The organism is Bradyrhizobium sp. OAE829 (assembly GCF_040546575.1).
Lineage (GTDB): Bacteria > Pseudomonadota > Alphaproteobacteria > Rhizobiales > Xanthobacteraceae > Bradyrhizobium.
The window spans coordinates 5,752,563-5,773,090 of record NZ_JBEPOE010000001.1 but is presented as its reverse complement, the minus strand read 5'-3'; the positions used below and the strand labels follow the sequence as shown (position 1 = coordinate 5,773,090).

19 protein-coding genes are annotated in these 20,528 nt (G+C 63.1%); 7 read left to right on the top strand and 12 right to left on the bottom strand.

From position 1 onward, the window contains the following. Positions 1-9 precede the first annotated feature (9 nt). Positions 10-657, top strand: a complete 648-nt coding sequence (locus ABIE49_RS27650; RefSeq protein WP_192736611.1) for a glutathione S-transferase family protein — start codon at positions 10-12, stop codon at positions 655-657. 5 nt (positions 658-662) lie between these two features. Here the strand turns inward: ABIE49_RS27650 and ABIE49_RS27645 are convergent, their stop codons facing one another. The 3 genes from ABIE49_RS27645 to ABIE49_RS27635 all read right to left on the bottom strand — a co-directional run bounded on the left by ABIE49_RS27645 (position 663) and on the right by ABIE49_RS27635 (position 3,542). Next, the gene (locus tag ABIE49_RS27645) at positions 663-830 is read right to left on the bottom strand and encodes a hypothetical protein (RefSeq protein WP_192736612.1); all 168 of its coding nucleotides are present in this window, start codon (positions 828-830) and stop codon (positions 663-665) included. 92 nt (positions 831-922) lie between these two features. Further along, positions 923-2,479, bottom strand: coding sequence for a hypothetical protein (locus ABIE49_RS27640; RefSeq protein ID WP_192736613.1), 1,557 nt, complete (start codon positions 2,477-2,479; stop codon positions 923-925). Between the two features lie 91 nt (positions 2,480-2,570). Further along, positions 2,571-3,542: a hypothetical protein gene (locus ABIE49_RS27635; protein WP_502915928.1), complete on the bottom strand. Its 972-nt coding sequence runs from the start codon at positions 3,540-3,542 to the stop codon at positions 2,571-2,573. Positions 3,543-3,791: 249 nt separating this feature from the next. On the opposite strand from ABIE49_RS27635, the gene ABIE49_RS27630 reads away from it, so the two are divergent. The 3 genes from ABIE49_RS27630 to ABIE49_RS27620 all read left to right on the top strand — a co-directional run bounded on the left by ABIE49_RS27630 (position 3,792) and on the right by ABIE49_RS27620 (position 5,870). Then, positions 3,792-4,166 carry a Crp/Fnr family transcriptional regulator gene (locus ABIE49_RS27630; protein WP_192736615.1) on the top strand — a complete coding sequence of 125 codons (375 nt, stop codon included), beginning with the start codon at positions 3,792-3,794 and terminating at the stop codon, positions 4,164-4,166. Beyond that, positions 4,163-4,972: an MBL fold metallo-hydrolase gene (locus tag ABIE49_RS27625; protein WP_192736616.1), complete on the top strand. Its 810-nt coding sequence runs from the start codon at positions 4,163-4,165 to the stop codon at positions 4,970-4,972. The genes ABIE49_RS27630 and ABIE49_RS27625 overlap by 4 nt, the downstream gene beginning before the upstream one ends. A gap of 286 nt (positions 4,973-5,258) precedes the next feature. Further along, the gene (locus tag ABIE49_RS27620) at positions 5,259-5,870 is read left to right on the top strand and encodes a glutathione S-transferase family protein (RefSeq protein WP_192736617.1); all 612 of its coding nucleotides are present in this window, start codon (positions 5,259-5,261) and stop codon (positions 5,868-5,870) included. Between the two features lie 89 nt (positions 5,871-5,959). Here ABIE49_RS27620 and ABIE49_RS27615 read toward each other — a convergent pair whose 3' ends face one another. The 3 genes from ABIE49_RS27615 to ABIE49_RS27605 are packed head-to-tail and all read right to left on the bottom strand — an operon-like array spanning position 5,960 to position 7,985. Beyond that, positions 5,960-6,460: a TPM domain-containing protein gene (locus ABIE49_RS27615; RefSeq protein WP_192736618.1), complete on the bottom strand. Its 501-nt coding sequence runs from the start codon at positions 6,458-6,460 to the stop codon at positions 5,960-5,962. Then, positions 6,461-7,354 carry a TPM domain-containing protein gene (locus ABIE49_RS27610; RefSeq protein ID WP_192736619.1) on the bottom strand — a complete coding sequence of 298 codons (894 nt, stop codon included), beginning with the start codon at positions 7,352-7,354 and terminating at the stop codon, positions 6,461-6,463. 19 nt (positions 7,355-7,373) lie between these two features. Further along, positions 7,374-7,985, bottom strand: coding sequence for a LemA family protein (locus tag ABIE49_RS27605; RefSeq protein WP_192736620.1), 612 nt, complete (start codon positions 7,983-7,985; stop codon positions 7,374-7,376). A 198-nt stretch (positions 7,986-8,183) separates the two neighbouring features. Here ABIE49_RS27605 and ABIE49_RS27600 point away from each other — a divergent pair, with 198 nt between their 5' ends. Genes ABIE49_RS27600 through ABIE49_RS27590 form a run of 3 tightly spaced genes read left to right on the top strand, consistent with a single transcriptional unit; the run spans position 8,184 to position 11,413 of the window. Continuing rightward, positions 8,184-9,035: an enoyl-CoA hydratase gene (locus tag ABIE49_RS27600; RefSeq protein ID WP_192736621.1), complete on the top strand. Its 852-nt coding sequence runs from the start codon at positions 8,184-8,186 to the stop codon at positions 9,033-9,035. 5 nt (positions 9,036-9,040) lie between these two features. After that, entirely contained in the window at positions 9,041-10,186 is a 1,146-nt protein-coding gene (locus ABIE49_RS27595; protein WP_192736622.1) for an acyl-CoA dehydrogenase family protein, read from the top strand. Between the two features lie 30 nt (positions 10,187-10,216). Continuing rightward, complete coding sequence (locus ABIE49_RS27590) at positions 10,217-11,413, top strand: acyl-CoA dehydrogenase family protein (RefSeq protein ID WP_192736623.1); 1,197 nt, start codon at positions 10,217-10,219, stop codon at positions 11,411-11,413. A gap of 138 nt (positions 11,414-11,551) precedes the next feature. Here the strand turns inward: ABIE49_RS27590 and ABIE49_RS27585 are convergent, their stop codons facing one another. The 6 genes from ABIE49_RS27585 to ABIE49_RS27560 form a co-directional block, all read right to left on the bottom strand. Continuing rightward, a complete protein-coding gene (locus tag ABIE49_RS27585; protein WP_192736624.1) occupies positions 11,552-13,873 on the bottom strand; it encodes a xanthine dehydrogenase family protein molybdopterin-binding subunit in 2,322 nt (773 codons plus the stop codon). An 825-nt stretch (positions 13,874-14,698) separates the two neighbouring features. Continuing rightward, entirely contained in the window at positions 14,699-15,574 is an 876-nt protein-coding gene (locus tag ABIE49_RS27580) for a dihydrodipicolinate synthase family protein (protein WP_192736625.1), read from the bottom strand. Between the two features lie 78 nt (positions 15,575-15,652). Then, the gene (locus ABIE49_RS27575; RefSeq protein ID WP_354066997.1) at positions 15,653-17,266 is read right to left on the bottom strand and encodes a gamma-glutamyltransferase family protein; all 1,614 of its coding nucleotides are present in this window, start codon (positions 17,264-17,266) and stop codon (positions 15,653-15,655) included. A gap of 129 nt (positions 17,267-17,395) precedes the next feature. After that, complete coding sequence (locus tag ABIE49_RS27570) at positions 17,396-18,250, bottom strand: MFS transporter (RefSeq protein WP_354067634.1); 855 nt, start codon at positions 18,248-18,250, stop codon at positions 17,396-17,398. Further along, positions 18,195-18,599 carry an MFS transporter gene (locus ABIE49_RS27565; protein WP_354066995.1) on the bottom strand — a complete coding sequence of 135 codons (405 nt, stop codon included), beginning with the start codon at positions 18,597-18,599 and terminating at the stop codon, positions 18,195-18,197. The genes ABIE49_RS27570 and ABIE49_RS27565 overlap by 56 nt, the downstream gene beginning before the upstream one ends. A 191-nt stretch (positions 18,600-18,790) precedes the next feature. Further along, positions 18,791-20,500, bottom strand: a complete 1,710-nt coding sequence (locus ABIE49_RS27560) for an outer membrane beta-barrel protein (RefSeq protein ID WP_192736627.1) — start codon at positions 20,498-20,500, stop codon at positions 18,791-18,793. Positions 20,501-20,528: the final 28 nt, after the last annotated feature.

The following is a 20,528-nucleotide window of genomic DNA, read 5'->3' as shown; positions in this document are numbered from 1 at the left end:
GATAACGGCATGCCCACCTACCGACTGCATTATTTTCCAGAGTCCGGAAACAGCTACAAGCTTGCGCTGATGCTGACCCTGTGCGGCCAGACCTTCGAGCCGGTCTGGACGGATTTCGGCGGCGGCATCACGCGGACAGCGGAATGGCGCCGCACGGTCAACGAGATGGGTGAAATCCCGGTGCTGGAAGAGGACGGCGTCCGCCTCACCCAGACCGCGCCGATCCTGCTGAAGCTGGCGCGGCAATTCGGCCAGTTCGGCGGCGAGACCGAACAAGAACAGTTCGAGCTCTTGCGCTGGCTGTTCTGGGACAACCACAAGCTCACCGGCTACATGGCGTCATACCGGTTCATGCGGACGTTCATCCCGTCCGGCGATCCCGCGGTACTGAAATATTACCGCAAACGGCTCGACGATTACTTAGGGATTCTGGAAACGCACCTGCAACAGAGTGCGTTCGCGATCGGCGCGCGGCCGAGCATCGCCGATATTTCCATGATGGCCTATCTGCATTATCCGGGCGACGAGACCGGATATGATTTTGCGGTGAGCCACCCGGCCATCAGCGCCTGGCTCGGCCGTATGGCTGCACTGCCCGGCTGGAAGTCAGCCTACGATTTGCTGCCCGGCAAGCGGCTGACGCATTACGCGAAATAAGGGGCTCAGCGATTCAACCAGGCCCACGCGATGCCAAAGACGATCACACCGGCAATGACCGTGACCGCGATCGCCCAGGTGCTGACGCGGACGTTGCTGACGACCTCGCGTTTGGCTTCGTTCTCCGCGATCTCTCGATTCCGCTGCCTGTTCTCCTGGTCGGAAGAGCTCATCGCCGGTCCCCGCGCGGTTGGTCGTCACCCACCATAGCATCAAACGATGACGGTGCATCGGCGCCCTTGCCGCTGCCAGGGCCGAAACCTGCCTAACGGCTTTTCACAAAACACATGCCCATGCCTGCGGTCTTGCCGCTGACCTGACAGGCCAGTCCCTCGGCGCAGGTCCAGGCACGGAAGCTCGCGTCGTTGCTGGTCGCGGTGTTGCCGGGAGCGTAGCAATGCGCGCCCCAGCCATCGCTATATTCGGTCCCCACCAACTCCGTGCTGCCGCGCAATTGCGGACGGCTGGCAAAGCCCCGGGAATAATCCGGCGCCTTGCCATCCCGCACTGCGGTGAGGATGTCACGGCGGCGAACCTGATCGCCGAAGAAGTGCGGCGACGCCGGAACGACCGTTGAATTGGAAGGATTGACCGCCATCCAGTCGACGCCGGGAAAATGAAATCCGCCGATGCCGCGCGTCTGGTGGCACCCGGAACAGGTGACATCGTTCAGCCGCCGCTCGAAGCCGCCGGTCGAGCGGATGTTTTGCAACTTAATGCCGCCAGCCGCGGCCTTCTTCAGCGCCGTGACGACGTCAGCTTCGCTGAACACCGCCTTGGCTCCCTCGCCCTGCATCAGGCCGAATTCAGGCTGCAGGTCGGACGCGTCAAATCCAACCGGCGTTGCAGCGATCGCGCCGCTGGCAAGAAATTTTTCCGGGATCAGGACCGTGCCGCGATCGAACTCGGCGAGCTGTTTGGGATCGAGCAGCCATGACTTGAACTCGCGCCCGAGCGCGTCGTCAGCCAGAATGCGATCGCGGTCGATCTGGTTCTCCATCGGCGCTTCCCGAAATTCCCGCGCCGCGGCGTCATAGCGAAACACCTTCAGCAGATAATCCGTGCGGAAATCCCGCACTGCCGATTTCGGCGCATGCGCGATCTGCAGGTTGGTTTCGATGCGATCGATGTTTTCGTAACCGAGCAGATCGAGCGGACCGTTTTCTTCGAGCAGCTTTTCCGCGAGCGGCGCGCCGGTCAGCGACAATTCGCCTGCGGCGAGCCATCGCTTTGCGATTTCGGAACAGGTGACGGGTTTGTCGTTACGGTCGATCCCATGACCGGCCTTGGCTTTCAGCACGAGATTCAGCGTCATCGGCAGACGGGGCAAAATTGCCCTGTCGTCGGTCCCCGGCGTTTTCATTCGCGTCAGCCGATAGATCAGCCGGATGTCGCCGCAGCTGGCCTCGTCGACATAAGCGCGATCCATACGGTTGACGACGCCCGCCAGCGCGAAACGGGTGTCGCCGGAATCAAGCTTGGTGCGGTCGAACAGTTGAAAGGCAAAGCCATCGCCGACGCCGATGGCCTCGCTCGGCAGGCTCCTTTTGTGTCGCGCAATATAACGGTCGAACTCGGCGTCGATCGCCTGGCGGACCGGGACCATCGACGGCAGGGTGAATAATTGGCCGCTCGTGAGCGGAATGGTCGCCGACCGCTCCGGCCACAACAGACGGCCGATGCCGAACCTGCCGCCGTCGAGTTCGCGCAGCGCCAGGGGATCCGTTATCGCGGTCCCGCGCTCCAGCGTCGCGGCGGACGCCGGCAATGCGCCGCACAGCAGGGCGAACAGGGTGACAAGAAATCGCAGTGCACGGCTCATGCCCTCACTAACACCGCGCGAAGTGGCCTATTCAAGCAAAAAGGCGCTTCACATCCCGGTGAAGCGCCTTCGTGTTTCAGATTTCGCGTAATCAGCGGGCGACGATCAGGCCCTTGCTGGTCACGACCACCCATCTGCCATCCTGCTTGCGGATGGCATCGATGCGGCCGAGACCGGGGACGGGGTCGCCGGCGTAGACTTCAAAGATGCCCTGGCGGCCTTCGATCAGCGCGCTGCCATTGGCGGCGTCACGCAGCACCCAGCCGTCCACGGTCGGCAGCCGTGCAATCTCGGGCTTCGGCGCGGGGAGCGGCACCGCCGCGGTCGTTGCGGGCGGCGACACTGTTCCCGTGACGTCCCTGGCGGCGGCCGGCGTTGCGGCGGCGACGGGTGCGGGTGCAGCAGCTTGGGCGCGGAGTTTTTCGACGGCCTCGCTGAGCTTGGCGAGCTTGGCGGCCGGCTCGGCCTGCGCCTTCTCAACCTTGTCGAGGCGATCGCTGGTCTTGTTGAACTGGCTCACCCCGGTTTTGGAGGTGTGCTCGACGCTGGCCTTCAGCGCCAGGATATCGGCATCGATCCGCGCCACCGAGGCTTCGAGCGCACTGTTGTTGTTCGCGACCCCGGAATTTCCGGCCATCACGTATCCAAGGCCCGCGGTTGCGAGCGAGCCACCGAGCGCACCGGCGACCGTCGCCAGCGCCACCACGGCTGCCATCGCCGACATCCTGCGCTTGCCTGACGCCCCTTCGGCTGCAACGGCCTCCGGCTTCGCATCGGCTTCGTCGCCGCTCCACGCGCGCTCGCCGGGCGACATGATCAGCAGCTTGCCGGGAATTCGCGGCGGTGCAGCCTCGACTGCTTCAGCTTTGACCGCTTCAACCTTGGGAGCTTCCACCTTGGGCGCGTCCGGCTTGGGAGCGGTTTCTACCTGGTCGGGCGCCAGCATCGGAGACTCGATCGCCGCCGTCACCGGCTCCTTTGACGCGGACATATCGGGAGCGGCCGGCCCGGCGCCGACGGAACCGGTTTCACCGCTGGTGGCCTCGGACTGCTGTTCGCTCACGTTCAATTCTCCAGAATGGGTTGACCTTTTGGTAACTTTTATTGCTTGCGAAATCGTTACTGGGTTCCGCCTTACCGAAATTTAAGAGGGTCATCCGGGCCGGTTTGCGGCCGCAAGTTGACGGCGGCGCGGCTGGCGCTTCCGCCTCTCGCCCATGTTGCCCTGCGGCAATTCCGACAGCTCCGTTTGCGCCCGTTCATTTACCGACTAACATGGCCCGACCATCCAGCCAGAAGGCAGGAGGCCGCCATGACCATCGAAAAATGCATCAACGAGTTTGATGTAGATGACGTCATTTTTGAGGAAGGCTCGACCGGACGCGAGCTGTTCGTCGTGCTCGACGGCAAGGTCGAGATCGCCAAGGTTAACGGCGCCAGCAAGACCATCATCGTTACGCTCGGCAAGGGCGAGTTCTTCGGCGAGATGGCCGTGATCGACGGCTCGTCCCGCTCAGCGACCGCGATTGCCGCAGAGGTGCACACCCGCGTGATGCGGATCAACCACGCCCGCTTCGTCTACCTCGTCAGCCAGCAGCCGGCCTTTGCCCTGATGATCATGGATGCGCTCAGCAAGCGGCTGCGTGCCTCGAACGCGATCACGTTCAAAGCCGCGGCCAATCCATGAGCGAGCGCAGGCCGAGCCCATTCAAGACCCTGCTCGAAAGCGACGTCTGCACGCTGATCGAGGCGGCCGAGGATGTTTACCAGATCCGCTTCAAGAACCGCGCGGCCAACGCCTATCTGGTACGCGGCAGCTCGCGGACCATCATGATCGATGTCGGCCTGTCATCGAACTATCCGCATCTGCTGAAATGCCTGCAACACGTCGATTGTCCGCCCGAGAAAATCGACATGGTGGTGCTGAGCCACGAGCACCTCGACCATATCGGCGCGGCCTATCATTTCAATGGCCGCGCCTTCATCGCCGCGCATCGGCTGGCCGCCAACAAGATCATGCTGCGCGACGATTTCTCGATGCTGCGCAAGATGTTCAACGAACCGAATATCCCGATCAATGTCGACATCTGGCTCGAGGAAGGCAATTTGCTCGACCTTGGCAATTTTCGCCTGAACGTGATGTACACGCCCGGCCATACCTCGGCCTGCATCACACTGTTCGACCAGGACAAGGGCCTGCTGTTCGCCTCCGACACGCTGATGCCGGGCGGCGTGATGGGTGGCGTATTCGGTTCCGGGAGCATCGCCGACTATATCCAGTCGCTGGAGCGGCTGAAGGGGTTGAACTCGAAGATCCTGCTGTCCGGCCACGGCCGCCTGTCCGACACGCCGCAGGACGATGTACGGGTCGCCATTCAACGTTCGCACAATTTGCTGTCCGACACCGCGCAATTGTTCGATGCGCTGGATGCGCGCTCGAATTTCGAACCGATCATGCAGTCGGTGCGCGACCTCAACAAGCTGGACGGCTAGAGAAACTGCTGGCCTCATGGTTCGAGACGCGCGAAGACGCGCTCCTCACCATGAGGGTCTCAGACCTCATCCCCGCGTGAGCGTAAGCTCATCGCTGGAGGAGCGGCGTAAAAGCCGCGTCTCGAAGGATGAAGCCACCGAACTGGAATAACTTCGGCAGCCGGAACTGATCTGCACGCACGGATCAGCGACGTGCGGGTGTGATCCAGCCATTTGACAAAATCCGTAGCGGCATGTTCAACAACGGCAACAATGACGCCTCCAAGAGGCATGGGGAGAGAGCACCATGAAATTTTACGACTCGGTCGGACCGAACCCGCGCATTGTCCGCATGTTCATGGCGGAAAAGGGCATCGAGATGCCGAAGCAGACGGTCGACCTGCGCAAGGGCGAGAACCGCGAGGCCGAGCACCTGAAGCGCAATCCGCACGGCCAGATGCCGGCGCTTGAACTCGACAATGGCAGCTATCTCTCGGAAGTTCTCCCGATCTGCGAATACCTCGAGGAGAAGAATCCAGCGCCTGCGATGATCGGGACCACGCCGGAAGAGCGCGCCGAATGCCGGATGTGGGCACGCCGCGTCGATCTCAACATCTGCGAGCATCTCGCCAACGGCTTTCGCTTCGGCGAGGGTCTGAAGTTCTTCGAAAAGCGCATCCTCTGCGCGCCCGAAGCCTCGCCCGGCCTGAAGATGATCGCGGCCAACCGCCTGCAATGGCTCGACGGACAGATGGCGGGCAAGGACTATCTCTGCGGCAAGCGCTTTACGATGGCCGACATCCTGCTCTATTGCTGGATCGATTTCGGCGGCACGGTCGGCCAGCCGCTGGATCAAAGCAACGGCAATGTCGTGGCATGGATGGCGCGGGTCGCGGAGCGGCCGTCGGTGAAGGCGTAGAGGCTCGCCGTCATTCCGGGGCGCGTTAGCGCGAACCCGGAATCTCGAGATTCCGGGTTCGATGCTTCGCATCGCCCCGGAATGACGATTCAAATCACGACCGGCTTGTCCGGCAGCTCATTCATCCCGCCGCCCTGCGGCGGGAAATGCGCTGCCATTTGCCTCGACACGGCCTCGATCCCCTTGATCACGCCGCGTTCGAAATTTCCTGCCCGGAACTCCGTTTCCATCTCGACACATATTTTCTCCCAGCCGGCGGTGCCGACGTGTGCGTGGATGCCGCGGTCGGCAACGATTTCGACATCGCGGTCGGCGAGCAGGAGATAGATCAGCACGCCATTGTTGTGCGCGGTGTCCCAGATCCGCAGTTGCGAGAAAACATCCAGCGCGCGTTCCCGCGCCGGCTGGTTCCGGAACAGCGGCGCGCCATCGAGCGCGCCTTCGACGACGAAGCGGACCTGGCCGGAATGCGTGGCCTCGCCCGCCCTGATCGCTGCCTCGATCGCGGCCAGCACTTTTGGCGGAAAGTCGCGCCGCTCCCGCCAGCGGTGCTGGATCAGATGCCTGCCAATGCGTTTGATATCTGCCATCTACCAGCTCCCCGACGCGCCGCCGCCGCCGAAACTGCCGCCCCCGCCGCCGCTATCACTGGAGCTGCTGCTGCTCGAACTGCCTCCGGACCATGAGCCGCCGCTGCTGCCGCCGGACCAACCGCCGCTTCCACTGCTCCCCGGCGACGACGACACAATGGAGTCGCTGAACAGCACGAAAAACACTGCGATCAGCCCCGCGAATATCGCCGCGGCCAGCGAGCCGAACAGGAACCAGGCGATCAGCATCACCACACCGCCGCCAACGCCCGCGCCGACCAGCCGCCCGAGCATGGTCCGCATCAACCCGCCGAACAGGAACACCGGAATCAGGAGAAACGGATTGAACATCGCATCGACGTCGAACAACCCTGTCTGATGTTGCCAATGCGGCGGCTCCGGCTCCGGCAGTTTCTCGCCATCGATGATCCGAATCATCTTGTTGAGGCCGGCCGAGACGCCGCCGGCGAAATCACCGGACTTGAATTTCGGCGTGATCTCCTCATCGATGATGCGCTTGGTGGTGACGTCGGTCAGCGCGCCTTCGAGGCCATAGCCGACCTCGATGCGAAGATGACGATCGTTCTTGGCGATGACAAGCACGGCACCGTCGTCGATCTTCTTGCGGCCGATCTTCCAGGCTTCCGCCACCCGAAGCGAGAACTGCTCGATCGCCTCGCCATCCGTCGTCGGCACAACCAGCACTGCGATCTGGCTGCCCTTTCGCGCCTCGAAACTTCGGATGGTCTGGTTCAGCGAAGCGATATCGCCGCTAGTGAGCGTCCCGGTCTGATCGACCACGCGCCCGACGAGCGGCGGCACCGCAACCAGCGCGAGGGCTACCGAAGCCCAACACAGCAGCAGCGCAAGCAGGGAGGCCCTTGCAGCGTTCATTGCGATTGATCTTGATCCGCTACTTTGCGGGCGCGGCCGGTGTCGGATTGAAATCCACCTTCGGCGCCTTGGAGATTTCCCGCTCGTTCTCGACTGCGAAGTTCGGCTTTTCCTTGTAGCCGAACATCATCGCCGTCATGTTGTTCGGGAAGGTGCGGATACCGACATTGTAGTCCTGCACCGCCTTGATGTAGCGGTTGCGCGCCACGGTAATACGGTTCTCGGTGCCTTCGAGCTGCGCCATCAAATCCTTGAACAGTGCGTCGGATTTCAGCTGCGGATAGTTTTCGGTCACGACCAGTAGTCGGGACAACGCGCTGGAGAGTTCACCCTGGGCGGCCGTGAATTTCTGGAACGCGGCGGGATCGTTCAGCACCTCGGGCGTGGCCTGGATGCTGCCGACCTTGGCGCGGGCGTTGGTGACCCCGAGCAGCACGTCCTTTTCCTGCTGCGCAAAACCCTTCACCGAATTGACGAGGTTGGGCACGAGATCAGCGCGCCGTTGGTACTGGTTCACCACTTCCGACCAACCCGCCTTGACCTGCTCGTCGGTGGTCTGGATGGCGTTGTAGCCGCAATTGGTCAGGCTAAGCGTCGCCAGCGCCGCCAGCACGGTCCATAATCTGCGCATAAAACACTCCCGGTATTATTTCGTGTCACGGTATCAGAATGTCGTGCTTTCACACAATTATTCCGAGGCTGGGCCTAATGGCCCATCCCGGAACGGCGGCGGTGATTGAATGAACTTCGGGCCGCTTTCGTTCCGATGGCTCTTGCCTATCGTCAGCTGAAATAGTCACATGGCCGCATAATAATAACGGGAGGGCCCATGACCGCATTCGAAACCATCGTCGTGGAGCGGCCGGAGCCGCGCATCGCGCGGATCGTGATGAACCGGCCCGAGGCGCGCAACGCGCAGAACCTGCAAATGACCTACGACCTCAACGCCGCCTTCGATGCGGCCGTGCAGGATGACGCGGTCAAGGTCATCATCCTCGCAGGAAGCGGCCCACATTTTTCCGCCGGGCACGATCTGCGCCCGGGCAGCAAAAACGAAGCCGGGGTCGATTTTCCGCCGGTCGGAAATTGGGGCGGCTTTGCCGAACCCAACGCGCATGGCCGTTTCGCCCGCGAGCAGGAGATCTATCTGCAGATCACGCGGCGCTGGCGCAACCTGGCGAAGCCGACCATTGCGGAAGTGCACGGCAAATGCATTGCCGGCGGGCTGATGCTGGCCTGGGCCTGCGACATGATCGTCGCCGGCGCCGATGCCGAGTTCTGCGATCCCGTGGTCACCATGGGCGTGTGCGGCGTCGAATGGTTCGTGCATCCCTGGGAACTAGGCCCGCGCAAGGCCAAGGAATTGCTGTTCACGGCGGACACCTGGAGCGCGGACGAAGCGCACCGGCTCGGCATGGTCAACCACGTCGTGCCGCGCGCGGAGCTTTCCTCGTTCGTGATGGCGCTGGCGCAGAGGATCGCGGCGAAGCCATCGTTCGCGCTGAAGCTGACCAAGGAGGCCGTCAACCGCTCGGTGGACGTGATGGGACAACCTGCGGCGATCGAACAGGCGTTCGCGCTGCATCAGCTCTGCCATGCGCATAATCTTCAGGAATTCGGAATGGTGGTGGACCCCGCGGGCCTGCATCCTTCCGTCAGGAAATCAGCGGTAACGAAGTAGATCACATGGACCTGACCTTGAGCGACGAGCAGCGAATGCTGCGTGAGAGTGCCGAACGCTTTGTAGTGGAGACCTACAACGCCGACCATCGCCGCCGCGTGGCGAACGATCCGCTCGGCTTCAGCGCCGAAATCTGGAAACAGTTCGCCGAACTCGGCTGGCTGGCACTGCCGATCGCCGAGGACCACGGCGGGCTCGGCGGTGGCGCGGTCGAGATCGGCATCCTGATGGAAGCCTTCGGGCGCGGACTGGTGTCTGAACCCTATCTCTCGACGGTGGTGATTGGCGCAGGGCTGATCGGTGCATGCGGCAGCGAGGCGCAGAAGCAGACGCTGCTGCCCAAGGTCGCCGACGGTTCGCTGTATCTGGCGTTCGCACATTCGGAGCGCGCGGCGCGGTTTAACCTTGCCGAAGTCTCGACGACGGCCTGGAAGACGCCCAACGGCTGGCGCATCGATGGCCGGAAGACCGCGGTGCTCGACGGTAATGCCGCCGGGCAGATTATTGTTTCGGCGCAGGTCGCCGACGACAATGGGGTGGGAGAGCTCGGCCTGTTCCTGGTGCCGGCGGAGGCGGCTGGTCTCACCAAGCGCGATTTCCCGCGACTCGGCGGCGGCCGCGCATGCAACCTCGAACTTCGCGGCGTCCACGTGGGCGCCGACGCCGTGCTCGGCGACGGCAGCGATGCGCTGCCTGTTATCGAGGCCGTGGTCGACCGCGCAATGGCCGCACTCGGCGCGGAAGCCGTCGGCATCATGCAAACGCTGCTGGATCAGACCCTCGAATACGCCAAAATCCGAAAACAGTTCGGCCGGCCGCTGTCCGCCAATCAGGTGATCCGCCATCGGCTCGCCGACATGGCGATGAACTGCGACGAGGCCCGCTCGATGGCGCTGCGCGCCGCGCTGATGGTCGATGCCGAACCGGTCGCGCGCGGGCGCGCCGCCTCGGGCGCCAAAGCCAAGATCGGCAAATGCGCGCGCTTCGTCGCCGAACAATCCGTGCAGCTGCATGGCGCGATGGGCGTCACCGAAGAGCTCGACATCGGTTCCTACTTCAAGCGGCTGCTGGCCTTCGACACGTTGTTCGGCGGCAGCGCCCATCATTATCGCCGCCACGCCGCCCTCGGCGGCAGGACCCTCCACACTTAGAAGCCCATTCAAGCCTAGCGGGAGCGCACCATGGATCTCACCTTCAGCGCCGAGGAGCGCGCCTTCGAACGGGAAGTCCGCGACTTCATCGCGCAGAATCTGCCGGCGGAAATGAAGCACGCGCAGTCGCTGACCCCATCGGTGTTTTCCGATCCGGATATCGGCATCGCCTGGCAAAAGGCGCTGCACGCCAAGGGCTGGGGCGCGCCGGGATGGCCGGTCGAGCACGGCGGGCCGGACTGGACGCCGGCGCAGCGCTGGATTTTTGAGGCCGAATGCGCCCGCGCCGGGGCGCCGAATGTCAACGTGATGGGCGTCAAGATGGTCGGCCCTGTCATCATCGGGTTCGGATCGCCGGAGCAGCAGAATTTTTATTTGCCGCGAATCCGCTCCGGCGAGGATTACTGGTGCCAGGGCTATTCCGAGCCGGGCTCCGGCTCCGACCTCGCCTCGCTGAAAACGCGCGCGGTGCGCGACGGCGACGATTACATCATCAACGGCACCAAGATCTGGACCACGCACGCCCACCACGCCAACCGCATGTTCGCGTTGGTGCGCACCAACGAGACCGAGCGGCAGCAGGACGGCATCTCCTTCATCCTGATCGACATGAAGAGCCCGGGTATCACGACACGGCCGATCCTCACGATCGGCGGCGACCACGAAGTCAACCAGGTGTTCTTCGACGACGTCCGCGTGCCCGTCGCCAACCGGGTCGGCGAGGAAGGCAAGGGCTGGACCTACGGAAAATACCTGCTCGAGTTCGAACGCGGCTCCGGCATTGCGTCGGCCAAGTTGCGCGAGGCGCTGAAGACGGTATCCGACCTCGCCGAATCCGACGCCACCGGCCGCGCCATCGACGATCCCGATATTTCGATGCGGATGTCGGAGATCGAGGTCGATATCGACACGCTCGAGATGACCGAGCTGCGGGTGCTGTCAGCGCTGCAGACCGGGCAGAATCCCGGCGCGGTGTCGTCGCTGCTGAAGTTGCGCAACAGCGAGATCCGCCAGGCCGTCACGCGCCTCGGTGTCGATGTGATCGGCCATGACGGGCTCTATGTCGAGCCGATGCGGCCGTTCTACAAGCTCAACGAGGCGCCGGGAATTCCCGAGGAGATGCTGCCGGTGGTGCCGGAATATCTCAACAGCCGGGCCTACACGATCTTCGGCGGCTCATCGGAGATCCAGCGCGACATTATCGCGAAGATGGTGTTGGGGCTCTGAGATTCTCTCGGTCATTCCGAGGCAGCCCGCAGGGCTGAGCCCGGAATCCATTTCACGACGGAGCATGCGGCTCGATGGATTCCGGGCTCGCGCTACGCGCGCCCTCAGATGCGCAATTGCGCATCGGGGAATGACGAACTACCCCGCCCTCGCATCCCTGATCGCCTGCCAGACCTTGGCCGGCGTCAGCGGGGTGTTGAGCTGCTTGATGCCGAGTTCGCTGAGCGCATCCATCACGCCGTTGGTGATGCAGGGCGGGCCGCCGATGGCGCCGGATTCGCCGCAGCCTTTGGCGCCGAGCGGATTGGTGCGGCACGGCGCGGAATCATCCAGCGTCACTTCGATCGGCGGAATGTCGTCGGCGCGCGGTACGCAGTAATCCTGATAGCTCGCGGTCAAGAGCTGGCCTTCCTCGCTGTAGGACACGCCTTCATACAGCGCCTGCCCGATGCCCTGCGCGACGCCGCCATGCACCTGGCCGGTCACCAGCATCGGATTGACGGCGATGCCGACGTCGTCGACCGTGGTGTAGCGCACCACTTTGCTGACGCCGGTTTCCGGATCGATCTCGACCTCGCAGATGTGCGTGCCGTTCGGCCAGCTCGGGCCATCGACTTCACCCTCGCTGTCGACGCTGAGCCGCGCGCCGTCTTCTTTCTTTGCTATCTCGAACAGGCTGATGCGCCTGTCGGTGCCGACCACGGTGAGAAAGCCGCCCTGATACTCGATGTCCTCGACCGAAGTCTCCAGAACATTCGATGCCTTCTCGCGCGCCTTGTTGATCATGTCGTTGGTGGAAACCGCTACCGCCGTGCCGCCGACGAACAGCGAGCGCGAACCGACGGAGCCGAAGCCGGTGGCGAGATCGGTGTCGCCCTGCACGACGTCGATCTTGTCCATGGCAATGCCGAGCGTATCCGACACCATCTGGGTGTAGGTGGTCTGCAGCCCCTGCCCCATTGCCATGGTGCCGGAGTGCAGGATGATGCGGCCCTCGGCCGTCGCGTGCAGCGAGACCTTTTCGGTGTGCGCGCGCCCGCCGGTCCATTCGATGTAGCTGGTGAGGCCGCGGCCGTAGAGCAGGCCCTTCTTCTTCGCGGCCTTCTTGCGCGCGTTGAAGCCGTCCCAATCGGCGAGGTCGGAGGCGCGCTGCATCATGTGCGCGAACGCGCCCGAATCGTACACCTGGCCGGCGGCGTTGGTGTAGGGCAATTGCGCGGGCTTGATGTAGTTGACCTTGCGGATGGCGCGCGGGTCCATGCCAATCTGGCGCGCGGCGGCGTCCATCAGCCGCTCGACGATGAACACGGCTTCCGGCCGGCCCGCGCCGCGATAGGCGCCGACCGGCGCGGTGTTGGTCATCACGGATTTGACTTCGAAATGCACCAGCGGCAGATCATAGACGCCGGTCTGCACGAACGGCCCAAGCACCAGCGGGATGATGTTGCCCGCGCCGCTGCTATACGCGCCGGTGCCGCCGATCGAGCGCACGCGATAGGCCAGCACGCGGCCCTTGGCGTCGAGCGCGAACTCGCCGGTCGATGTCAGATCGCGGCCATGGGTGCCGCCGACGAATTCATCGGTGCGGTCACCGCGCCAGCGGATTTTCTTGCCGAGCTTTGTGGCGGCATAGGCCACCACGCCATCTTCCGGATAAAGGCTGGTCTTCTGCCCAAAGCCGCCGCCGATATCGCCGACCAGCACGCGGACGCTTTCCTTCGGCCGCTTCAGAATCGATTCGGCGAGCAGGTCGCGGGTCGAGCCCGGGGTCTGCGATTGGACGTGCAGGATCAGCCGGCCGGACTTCTTCTCGATTTCGGCAATGGTCGAGCGCGGCTCCATCGCCGATGGAATGAGGCGCTGGCTGACCAGATCGAGCGAGACGGTATGCGCGGCGCTGGCGAAGGCCGCTTCGACCTTGGCGGCGTCGCCATAGCTCATGGCGCCAACGATGTTGTCGGGCGCCTCGGGCCACACCACAGGCGCGCCCGGCTTGACCGCCTCGACGGGATCGACCACCGACGGCAGCACCTCGTAATCGACCGCGATCGCTTCGGCCGCGTTCTGCGCCAGCACGCGGGAGGTCGCGACCACGGCTGCGACCGGCTCGCCGGCAAAGCGCACGATCTCATGCGCGAGCAGCCGCCGCGGCGGCACCGTCATCGGCGAGCCGTCCGGCCGCTTGAAGATCGCCAGCGTCGGGATGGTGCCGATATCGTCCCTGACCAGGTCGGCGCCGGTATAGATCGCTTCCACGCCCGGCAGCTCCGCCGCAGCCCTGGTATCGATCGCGACGATTTTGGCGTGGGCATGCGGCGAGCGCAGCACATGCAGCCACAGCGCGCCCTCCTCCGGCCTGTCGTCGATGAACTGCCCCTTCCCGGTGAGCAGTCTCTGGTCTTCCAAACGCTTGACCGGCTGGCCCGCACCAAAACGCATATTGCCGGGAAGAATGTTCATCAGTTGGTCCTTCGAGCTTCTTGGTAAAGTTGGATGGGTTCTAGCGGATAGATGGGGGGTGAGCCAACCCTATGGAAGCGCCTGAGAAATAGGCATTCGTGGGCCATCGTTTCGGCGCGGCTCCACAAATGGTGTCGTCCTCCGCGAAAGCGGGGGACCCAGTACGCCGCGGCTTCTCGGCTCTATCATCAGCGCCTCTGGAATACTGGGTCGCCCGGTCAAGCCGGGCGATGACACTGAATATGTGGCCGCGATCTCGCGACGCATTGCGCCCGAGTTTTGCTGTTGACTTCCTTGCCCTCTCATTCAGAGGGCGCAGGGAATGCCGGATGCGCGCTGCACCCGCGGTCTCGTGTGCGATTGTGCTAAGTAGGTTGCACACGAGCATACAGGGCAGCGGAGAACATCCGACATTCCCTGCGCAATGGCTTTACGGCTTATGACGTGATCTCCCCGGGGAGACGGCCTCTATTGCCCCCGTCGCCAGCGGAATTGCTTCCACCAACTTGACGCCGTTACGGGCGCCAGGACCACACGCTTTTGCCGTACGCTCCAGCGCCTCTCGTCAAAGGCAACCTTCACGTCCATCGCAACCCGCCCCTCGTCGTGACGACGGCCGACGCCCCTCTGATTGGGACGGGATAACGCAAACTCGTAGAGATGATTTGCCCGACGACGGAAGCGAAATTTTGCCCGTCGGGTTATTTTGTCGCACACACCCGTCATGCCCGGACTTGATCCGGGCATCCATCAATCTTCAAAAGAATCTTACGAAGAGGATGGATTGCCGGGTCAAGCCCGGCAATGACAGATCGGGAAGGGACATCACCCAACATCCCTCAACGCCGCTTCCACCACCTTGCGCTGCTCCGCCGTCAGCGCGGCCTGCGGCGGAACGGGATCCCCCACCGCGTAGCCTTGAATCTCAAGGCCGGCCTTGATGCAGGCCGCGAGGTTGAAGCGGGCGAAGGCTTCGTTGATGCGCCATAGCTTGCGCTGCAGCGTCAGCGCCTCGTCCCAGCGTTTGGCGTGGCAGAGATTGTAGAGTTCGACGCTCTGGCGCGGGATGATGCAGGCCGGGCCCGCCATCCAGCCGAGGCCGCCGATCAGCATCACCGCCGCCGGAATATGGGCCGAGGCCGAGAACACTTTGATGCTGTCGCCGCAGCGGTTCATGATCGACAGCAGCCGCCCGGTATTGGTCGAGGCGTCCTTGATGTAGCCGATGCGCGGATGCGCGGCGAGCCGCTCGATCACGTCCAGCGTCAGATCGGAGCGCTGGAATTGCGGGTTGGTGTAGATCACGACGGGAATCTCGACCGCGTCGGCAATGGCGCGGAAATAGGATTCCACCTGCGCATCCGAGATTGGAAAATAAGCTTCGAGGATCGCAAGGATGCCGTCGGCGCCGAGCTTCTGGTACGCCTTCGCCTGTGCCACCGCGTCCGCCGTCGAGGTCGAGGCGACGCCGGCAATCACGGGCACCCGGCCCTTGGCAGCCTCGATCGTGGCCTGCACCACGGCGGTGCGCTGCGCCTGGTTGAGATAGGCGAACTCGCCGGTCGAGCCGAGCGGCGTCAACCCGTGCACGCCTGATGTGATGAGATCGTCGCAGAGGCGGCTGAGGACGTCGGTACGGATGTCGCCTTCGGGGCCAATCGGTGAAACCAGATAGGGGAAGACGCCGTGCAGATCAGCCATTGAGAGAAAACGCCTTTTGAAACCCGGGAACGGATGGAAGCGATCGCCCGTATATCAAACGGGCCTGGTCGTTCAAGTTCAGGAAGCCGTAAGCGCCATCCCGTCGGTCGCTGGATCGGCACCACCTTCCATCCCCTGAGGAGAAATCTTGATACCATGTACCCAACCGAATGTGTGGCTAAGTGCGGATCGTACCGTCTGATATCCGAGCCCATTCAGCGCCCGCTCGGCAGAGCGCGGGATCCGGTTCGAGAGATCGATGATATCGCTGGTCGCCGAAAAGCGCGGCGTTGAGACCGCCTCCAGCATCGACATTTCGAAGTCGAGGACGTTCAACGATACCTGGAGCACACCCATGGCGATCTGGGTCGCCCCAGGTGCTCCGATCACCAGGACGGGCTTGTCGTCCCTGAAGACGATCGACGGGCAAATGGAAGAGAACCTCGCCTTTCCCGGCGCCAGCGAGCCGGCGCGCCCGGGCCGCGGATCGAACACACCCATGCATCCATTGTACATGAAACCCAGTCCATTGGTGATCACGCCAGACGGCAAACCAAGCGAATGGGTCATCGAGATGCAGTTGCCTTCGGCATCGCATATCGAAACCTGCGTCGTATCCTTGCTCGGGAGGCCCGCATTGAGCCTGACCACGTTGACCTTGTCGCCACGCTTGATGCCTTCGGCGATTTCGGCGCAGTGCTCCTTCGAGATCAAGCGATCGGTCGGAACGTCGACAAAGGAAGGGTCGCCGATAAAGAGATCCTTGTCGCGGGTTGCGGCCTTCATGGCTTCGGCAACGACTCTGACGTATTCGACACTGTTGTGACCTATGGACTTCAAATCGAAATTTTCGACCGTGCGAAGCATCTCCAGCAGCATGATGCCGCCGCCCGGCGCCTGATTTGTCGTAACCCGGGAGTTTCGATAGGTGGCGGAGAGCGGCTTGTTCCTTGCGGTTCGCAGCTTCTCGAGATCAGAGCGGCGCAACAGACCGCCGTGAGCCCGCATGTCCGCGTCGATGGCATCGGCGATCTCGCCGCGAAAGAATGCGTCGGGTCCGTCCTTCGCGATAACCCGCAGCACGTTTCCATAGTCCCGATTGACGACGCGATCTCCCACACGCTTCGGCGACCCATCCGGTCTGCAATAAAGCGCCTTGGCCGATGGGACGAATGAAATTCGACTGGCGTTGCCCACGCGCCCCATCGTTCCTTCTTCCGACCACCAGGTGTAGACATGCGGCCGAACGTTCCAGCCGTTTTCGGCGTAATCAATGGCCGGGCCGAACAGCTCCGACCAGGGCAATTTGCCGAGATCACGGTGCGCGTCGGCAAAGGCCCTGAGCGAGGAAGGCACGCAGATCGATTGATAACCGATGTCGTTCACGTTCCCTTTGAGAATAAAGCCGTATCCGTCACGTGCTTCGCCCTCGATCAGATCCTGCCACATGTCAGGTCGTACGGCTGATGGCGCAGGAGCGTGGAAATCGTAGTAGGTGTGCACCTTCTTCGACGGGAAATAGGCGGCCAGGCTTCCGAAGCCGGCGATTCCGCACATCATGGGGTCAACGACCGTCTGAACCAGCGCGGCCGCGATGGCGGCATCGATCGCATTGCCGCCGGCGACGAGGATGTCCCTGCCCGCCTCTGTGGCCTCGGGTTGCGGAGTTACCACCATGCCCTTGTGCGTCACGTTCTTCTCCCTGGCGCCGTGAATTGACATCCGGTCGCAGCAAGGAGCGAAGCAGCTAGGAATTCTTTTGGCAACAGATGGATCGGCATGGGCCTCTGTGAGCGGAGACGCCAACAAGCGGTTCCCGCTTCAAATCTCCTTCCACCAGCGCCAGGTCGCGGCCATGGCCAGCAAGCCAAGAACGCCGGTCACCGCCGTGGCGTTGTGGGACCCGATGCGGTCTGCGAGCCATCCCAACCACACGAAGCCGATCGGACCGGTGCCGATGCAGACGGTCAGGACGCCGAGTATGCGCGAGCGCATTTCCGCCGGCGCAGCGAGATAGACCAGCGTCGCCTGCATCGTCGCAAATCCGGCGCCACCTAGCCCGGTCAGCAGCAATGCCGCGCCTGCCAGCGCCGGGCTTTGCTCAAGCGCGAACATCACCACCATGATCAAGTAACAGATGACACCACAAAGATAGGCCCGGCCGTACCATCTCGGGGTCAGCCACAACGCCAACAGAAGTGCGCCGACGAAAGCGCCGACCCCGTCCAGGCTGGCCAGCAGGCCAACGCCCTCCGGTCCCAGGTGCAGACGGTCGCGCCCGATGACGGGGATCATGCTCGTAAAGGGCCAGGCGAAGATATTGTAGACCACGGTCACAACCAGCACGCCGATAAGCCGCTTGTCGGTGCGCACCAAAGCGAGCCCCTCGGCGATCTGTGCCAGCACGGCGCCGGAGCCTGCGGTGCGGGGAATGCGCGAGCGGATCGTCAGAACCGCCCAGAGCGCAGTGCAATACATCAGCACGCTCAGGATAAAAGCGCCTTGAATGCCGGTCCAGGCGAGCAGGAATCCGCCGAGGGCGGGGCCGATCATCCTGGTTGCATTGCTGGCGCCGACGTCCAGCGACATCGCGGTGCCCATCCGTTCGCGGCCCACGACTTCACCGATCATCACGCGGCGCACCGGGTTGTCGGTGCACCAACCGCACCCATTGATGAAGCTGGCGAGCGCGAGATGCCAGATCTCGAGCTGTCCGCGTCCGGTCCAGCACTGCGAGGATTGCCGAGGTGCCGATCATCAGCAGCACGACGATGAGAAGAACCCGGCCGCGGTCAAAGCGCTCCGCAAGCGCGCCGAGAAACACCCCGAAGAGTCCCATCGGAAGCACGCGGAGCATGGTCATCATCGAGACAAGAAACGCCGAATCGGTGCGCTGGTAGACGACAATCCCGACGGCTACGGTTTCCAGCCAGCGCACGATGGCGACGATCAGGCCGACATACCACAAACGCCAGAAGTCCGGCGTGCTGGCCCCGATCATCCGCCGGAACGGCGAGTTGCTCACGCGATCGCTTCCTCCCGGGGGACGACTTGCCCCCTTACGTTTGCATTACTGGAAGCTCAGGGGACAGAACAGGCCTTTTCAGCCAGAACATGGCGTCATGAGCATCCCGCATGCTCCCGACATCCATCGCGTGCTTGCTGCAGTGCAGGTGCGGAGGGAGCGAGCGGCCAACGATTCAAGGAGCTCGCCTGTTACTTCAGCCCGTCCAGCTTGTAGGAGGCCTGGATGAATCCGCCGTAGCGTTCGGCGCGGACCGGCAGCGTCTGGCAGGGGCAGTCGGTGCCGAAGATGTTGGTGGACGCGCCGGGGGCCCACATCGCCCAGTAGCGGCCGCCCGCACCGACGCTGAAGGATTTTCCGATCGCGTAGGACAGGATGGCCTCGAGCTGCACGCCGTGGCCGGCGCCCGCCTCCGGGGAAACGGTGTTGGACACGTCGGTCCGCAGCACGTGATTGTCGACGCCGGTGAAATTCACGAACGGCAGATAGGCGGCATCAGCGGTCAGCGTCAAACCGTCCATGAGCTTGACGGCGCCGGTCGCACCGACCCGGAGCGAATTCCACTTGTTGTTTTCGGTGATGGCGAGCGTGGAATTCGGTATAGAGGGAACGCAGGCGGAGTAGGGATTGGCGATCTGCACGCAGCCAAAGGCCGATTTGTCTTCGCGGTAGTAGTTGTAGCCGATGAAGCCGCCGATATTGGCGCTGGGTCCGCGAAACAGCGAATAGCCGACGTCGATCGTGGCGTAGCCGATGTCGCCGCTCACGGTCGAGAGCGTGTTCGAATAGGGCACCGTTCCATTGAAGATCAGCCAATCCTCGTCGTGCATCTTGCCCGACAGGATCTTTCCGCCGCCGACAAAACCCTTGAGGAAGAAGTTCTGCGCGGTGTCGAGGCGGCCGAACACCTCGCCCGATGCCGCCGTGGTGTCGTAGGTGAGCCGCGAGACCAGCACGTTCTGCAGCGACGGATTGGCGGTGGCGCCGAGATCCTTCTGGAAGCGGCCGGAAGAGTACCAGGTGCGCCCGCCGATTTCGACTTCGATGGCGGGGATGACACCCGCATCGGTGGTGCCTCTCAGGCGATATTCCGATTCCGTCGGCTGAAATCTCGCATCGCCGTCAACGCCGAACTTGTAGTTCAGGCCCACCTTGACGGTTTGTAGGTTCTGGCTGACCGAAGTCGTGCCGCCCGCGGTGCGAAGGTAGCCGTTGCTGAACGGCGGCAGAACCTGGACGAAGCTTTCCGGCGTGGCGACGTTGACGGCGCCGAAACGCGCGTAGTCATATTCCAGCCTGAACGACCAGGCGGGCGTTATCGCCCGTTCCACGCCGGCACCGGCGGTCCATCCCCATCGCGTGCCGTCGAAGACCGTCGAGGGAAAAATCAGCGGGTTGGACGTGATGTCGATCTTCTCCTGCAACCAGGCACCGCCGCCCTTGGCATAGAGCAACGTGCGCCCCTGGGCGCCCGCGGCCCAGCCGACGCGGCCGGTCAGGCTGCCGCCCAGACCCTGACGAACCCTGCAGTTCGCGGAGATGAAGAAGCCTGATGATGCAAGGCAGGTGGCGCTGCCATCGGCGATAAAGCCGGAGACATCACCCTCGATGCCGAGAACAAAATTCGAGTTTGGAATTTGCCAGTTGTAACCGGCCTGCCCGCCGCCAAGGAACGAAGGGCTTCGGACGGCTCCGCCATAGATCGGCGGGCCTGCGGGATCGGAAAACTGCGCATTGGCGGAGCCGGCACCGAGATGCGCGCCGGCATAAAACCCGGTCCAGGACCACGCCGCGGCATAGGCCGGAATGACATCAGGCATGTCCGCCGCACCGGCGGGACTGGCGCCCGGGAGACCGGAACCCAACAGCAGACCAAGAAGCGCAACTGAGACTGTCTTCATCGACTCAACCCAAACTGTTACCGGCTAC

What these genes read in the sequence shown, in the direction of transcription:
- ABIE49_RS27645 (WP_192736612.1), bottom strand. Translation starts at nt 830, where the DNA reads ATGAGCTCTTCCGACCAGGAGAACAGGCAGCGGAATCGAGAGATCGCG.
- ABIE49_RS27585 (WP_192736624.1), bottom strand. Translation starts at nt 13,873, where the DNA reads ATGAACATTCTTCCCGGCAATATGCGTTTTGGTGCGGGCCAGCCGGTC.
- ABIE49_RS27620 (WP_192736617.1), top strand. Translation starts at nt 5,259, where the DNA reads ATGAAATTTTACGACTCGGTCGGACCGAACCCGCGCATTGTCCGCATG.
- ABIE49_RS27595 (WP_192736622.1), top strand. Translation starts at nt 9,041, where the DNA reads ATGGACCTGACCTTGAGCGACGAGCAGCGAATGCTGCGTGAGAGTGCC.
- ABIE49_RS27610 (WP_192736619.1), bottom strand. Translation starts at nt 7,354, where the DNA reads ATGAACGCTGCAAGGGCCTCCCTGCTTGCGCTGCTGCTGTGTTGGGCT.
- ABIE49_RS27605 (WP_192736620.1), bottom strand. Translation starts at nt 7,985, where the DNA reads ATGCGCAGATTATGGACCGTGCTGGCGGCGCTGGCGACGCTTAGCCTG.
- ABIE49_RS27615 (WP_192736618.1), bottom strand. Translation starts at nt 6,460, where the DNA reads ATGGCAGATATCAAACGCATTGGCAGGCATCTGATCCAGCACCGCTGG.
- ABIE49_RS27625 (WP_192736616.1), top strand. Translation starts at nt 4,163, where the DNA reads ATGAGCGAGCGCAGGCCGAGCCCATTCAAGACCCTGCTCGAAAGCGAC.
- ABIE49_RS27650 (WP_192736611.1), top strand. Translation starts at nt 10, where the DNA reads ATGCCCACCTACCGACTGCATTATTTTCCAGAGTCCGGAAACAGCTAC.
- ABIE49_RS27560 (WP_192736627.1), bottom strand. Translation starts at nt 20,500, where the DNA reads ATGAAGACAGTCTCAGTTGCGCTTCTTGGTCTGCTGTTGGGTTCCGGT.
- ABIE49_RS27630 (WP_192736615.1), top strand. Translation starts at nt 3,792, where the DNA reads ATGACCATCGAAAAATGCATCAACGAGTTTGATGTAGATGACGTCATT.
- ABIE49_RS27600 (WP_192736621.1), top strand. Translation starts at nt 8,184, where the DNA reads ATGACCGCATTCGAAACCATCGTCGTGGAGCGGCCGGAGCCGCGCATC.
- ABIE49_RS27580 (WP_192736625.1), bottom strand. Translation starts at nt 15,574, where the DNA reads ATGGCTGATCTGCACGGCGTCTTCCCCTATCTGGTTTCACCGATTGGC.
- ABIE49_RS27640 (WP_192736613.1), bottom strand. Translation starts at nt 2,479, where the DNA reads ATGAGCCGTGCACTGCGATTTCTTGTCACCCTGTTCGCCCTGCTGTGC.
- ABIE49_RS27590 (WP_192736623.1), top strand. Translation starts at nt 10,217, where the DNA reads ATGGATCTCACCTTCAGCGCCGAGGAGCGCGCCTTCGAACGGGAAGTC.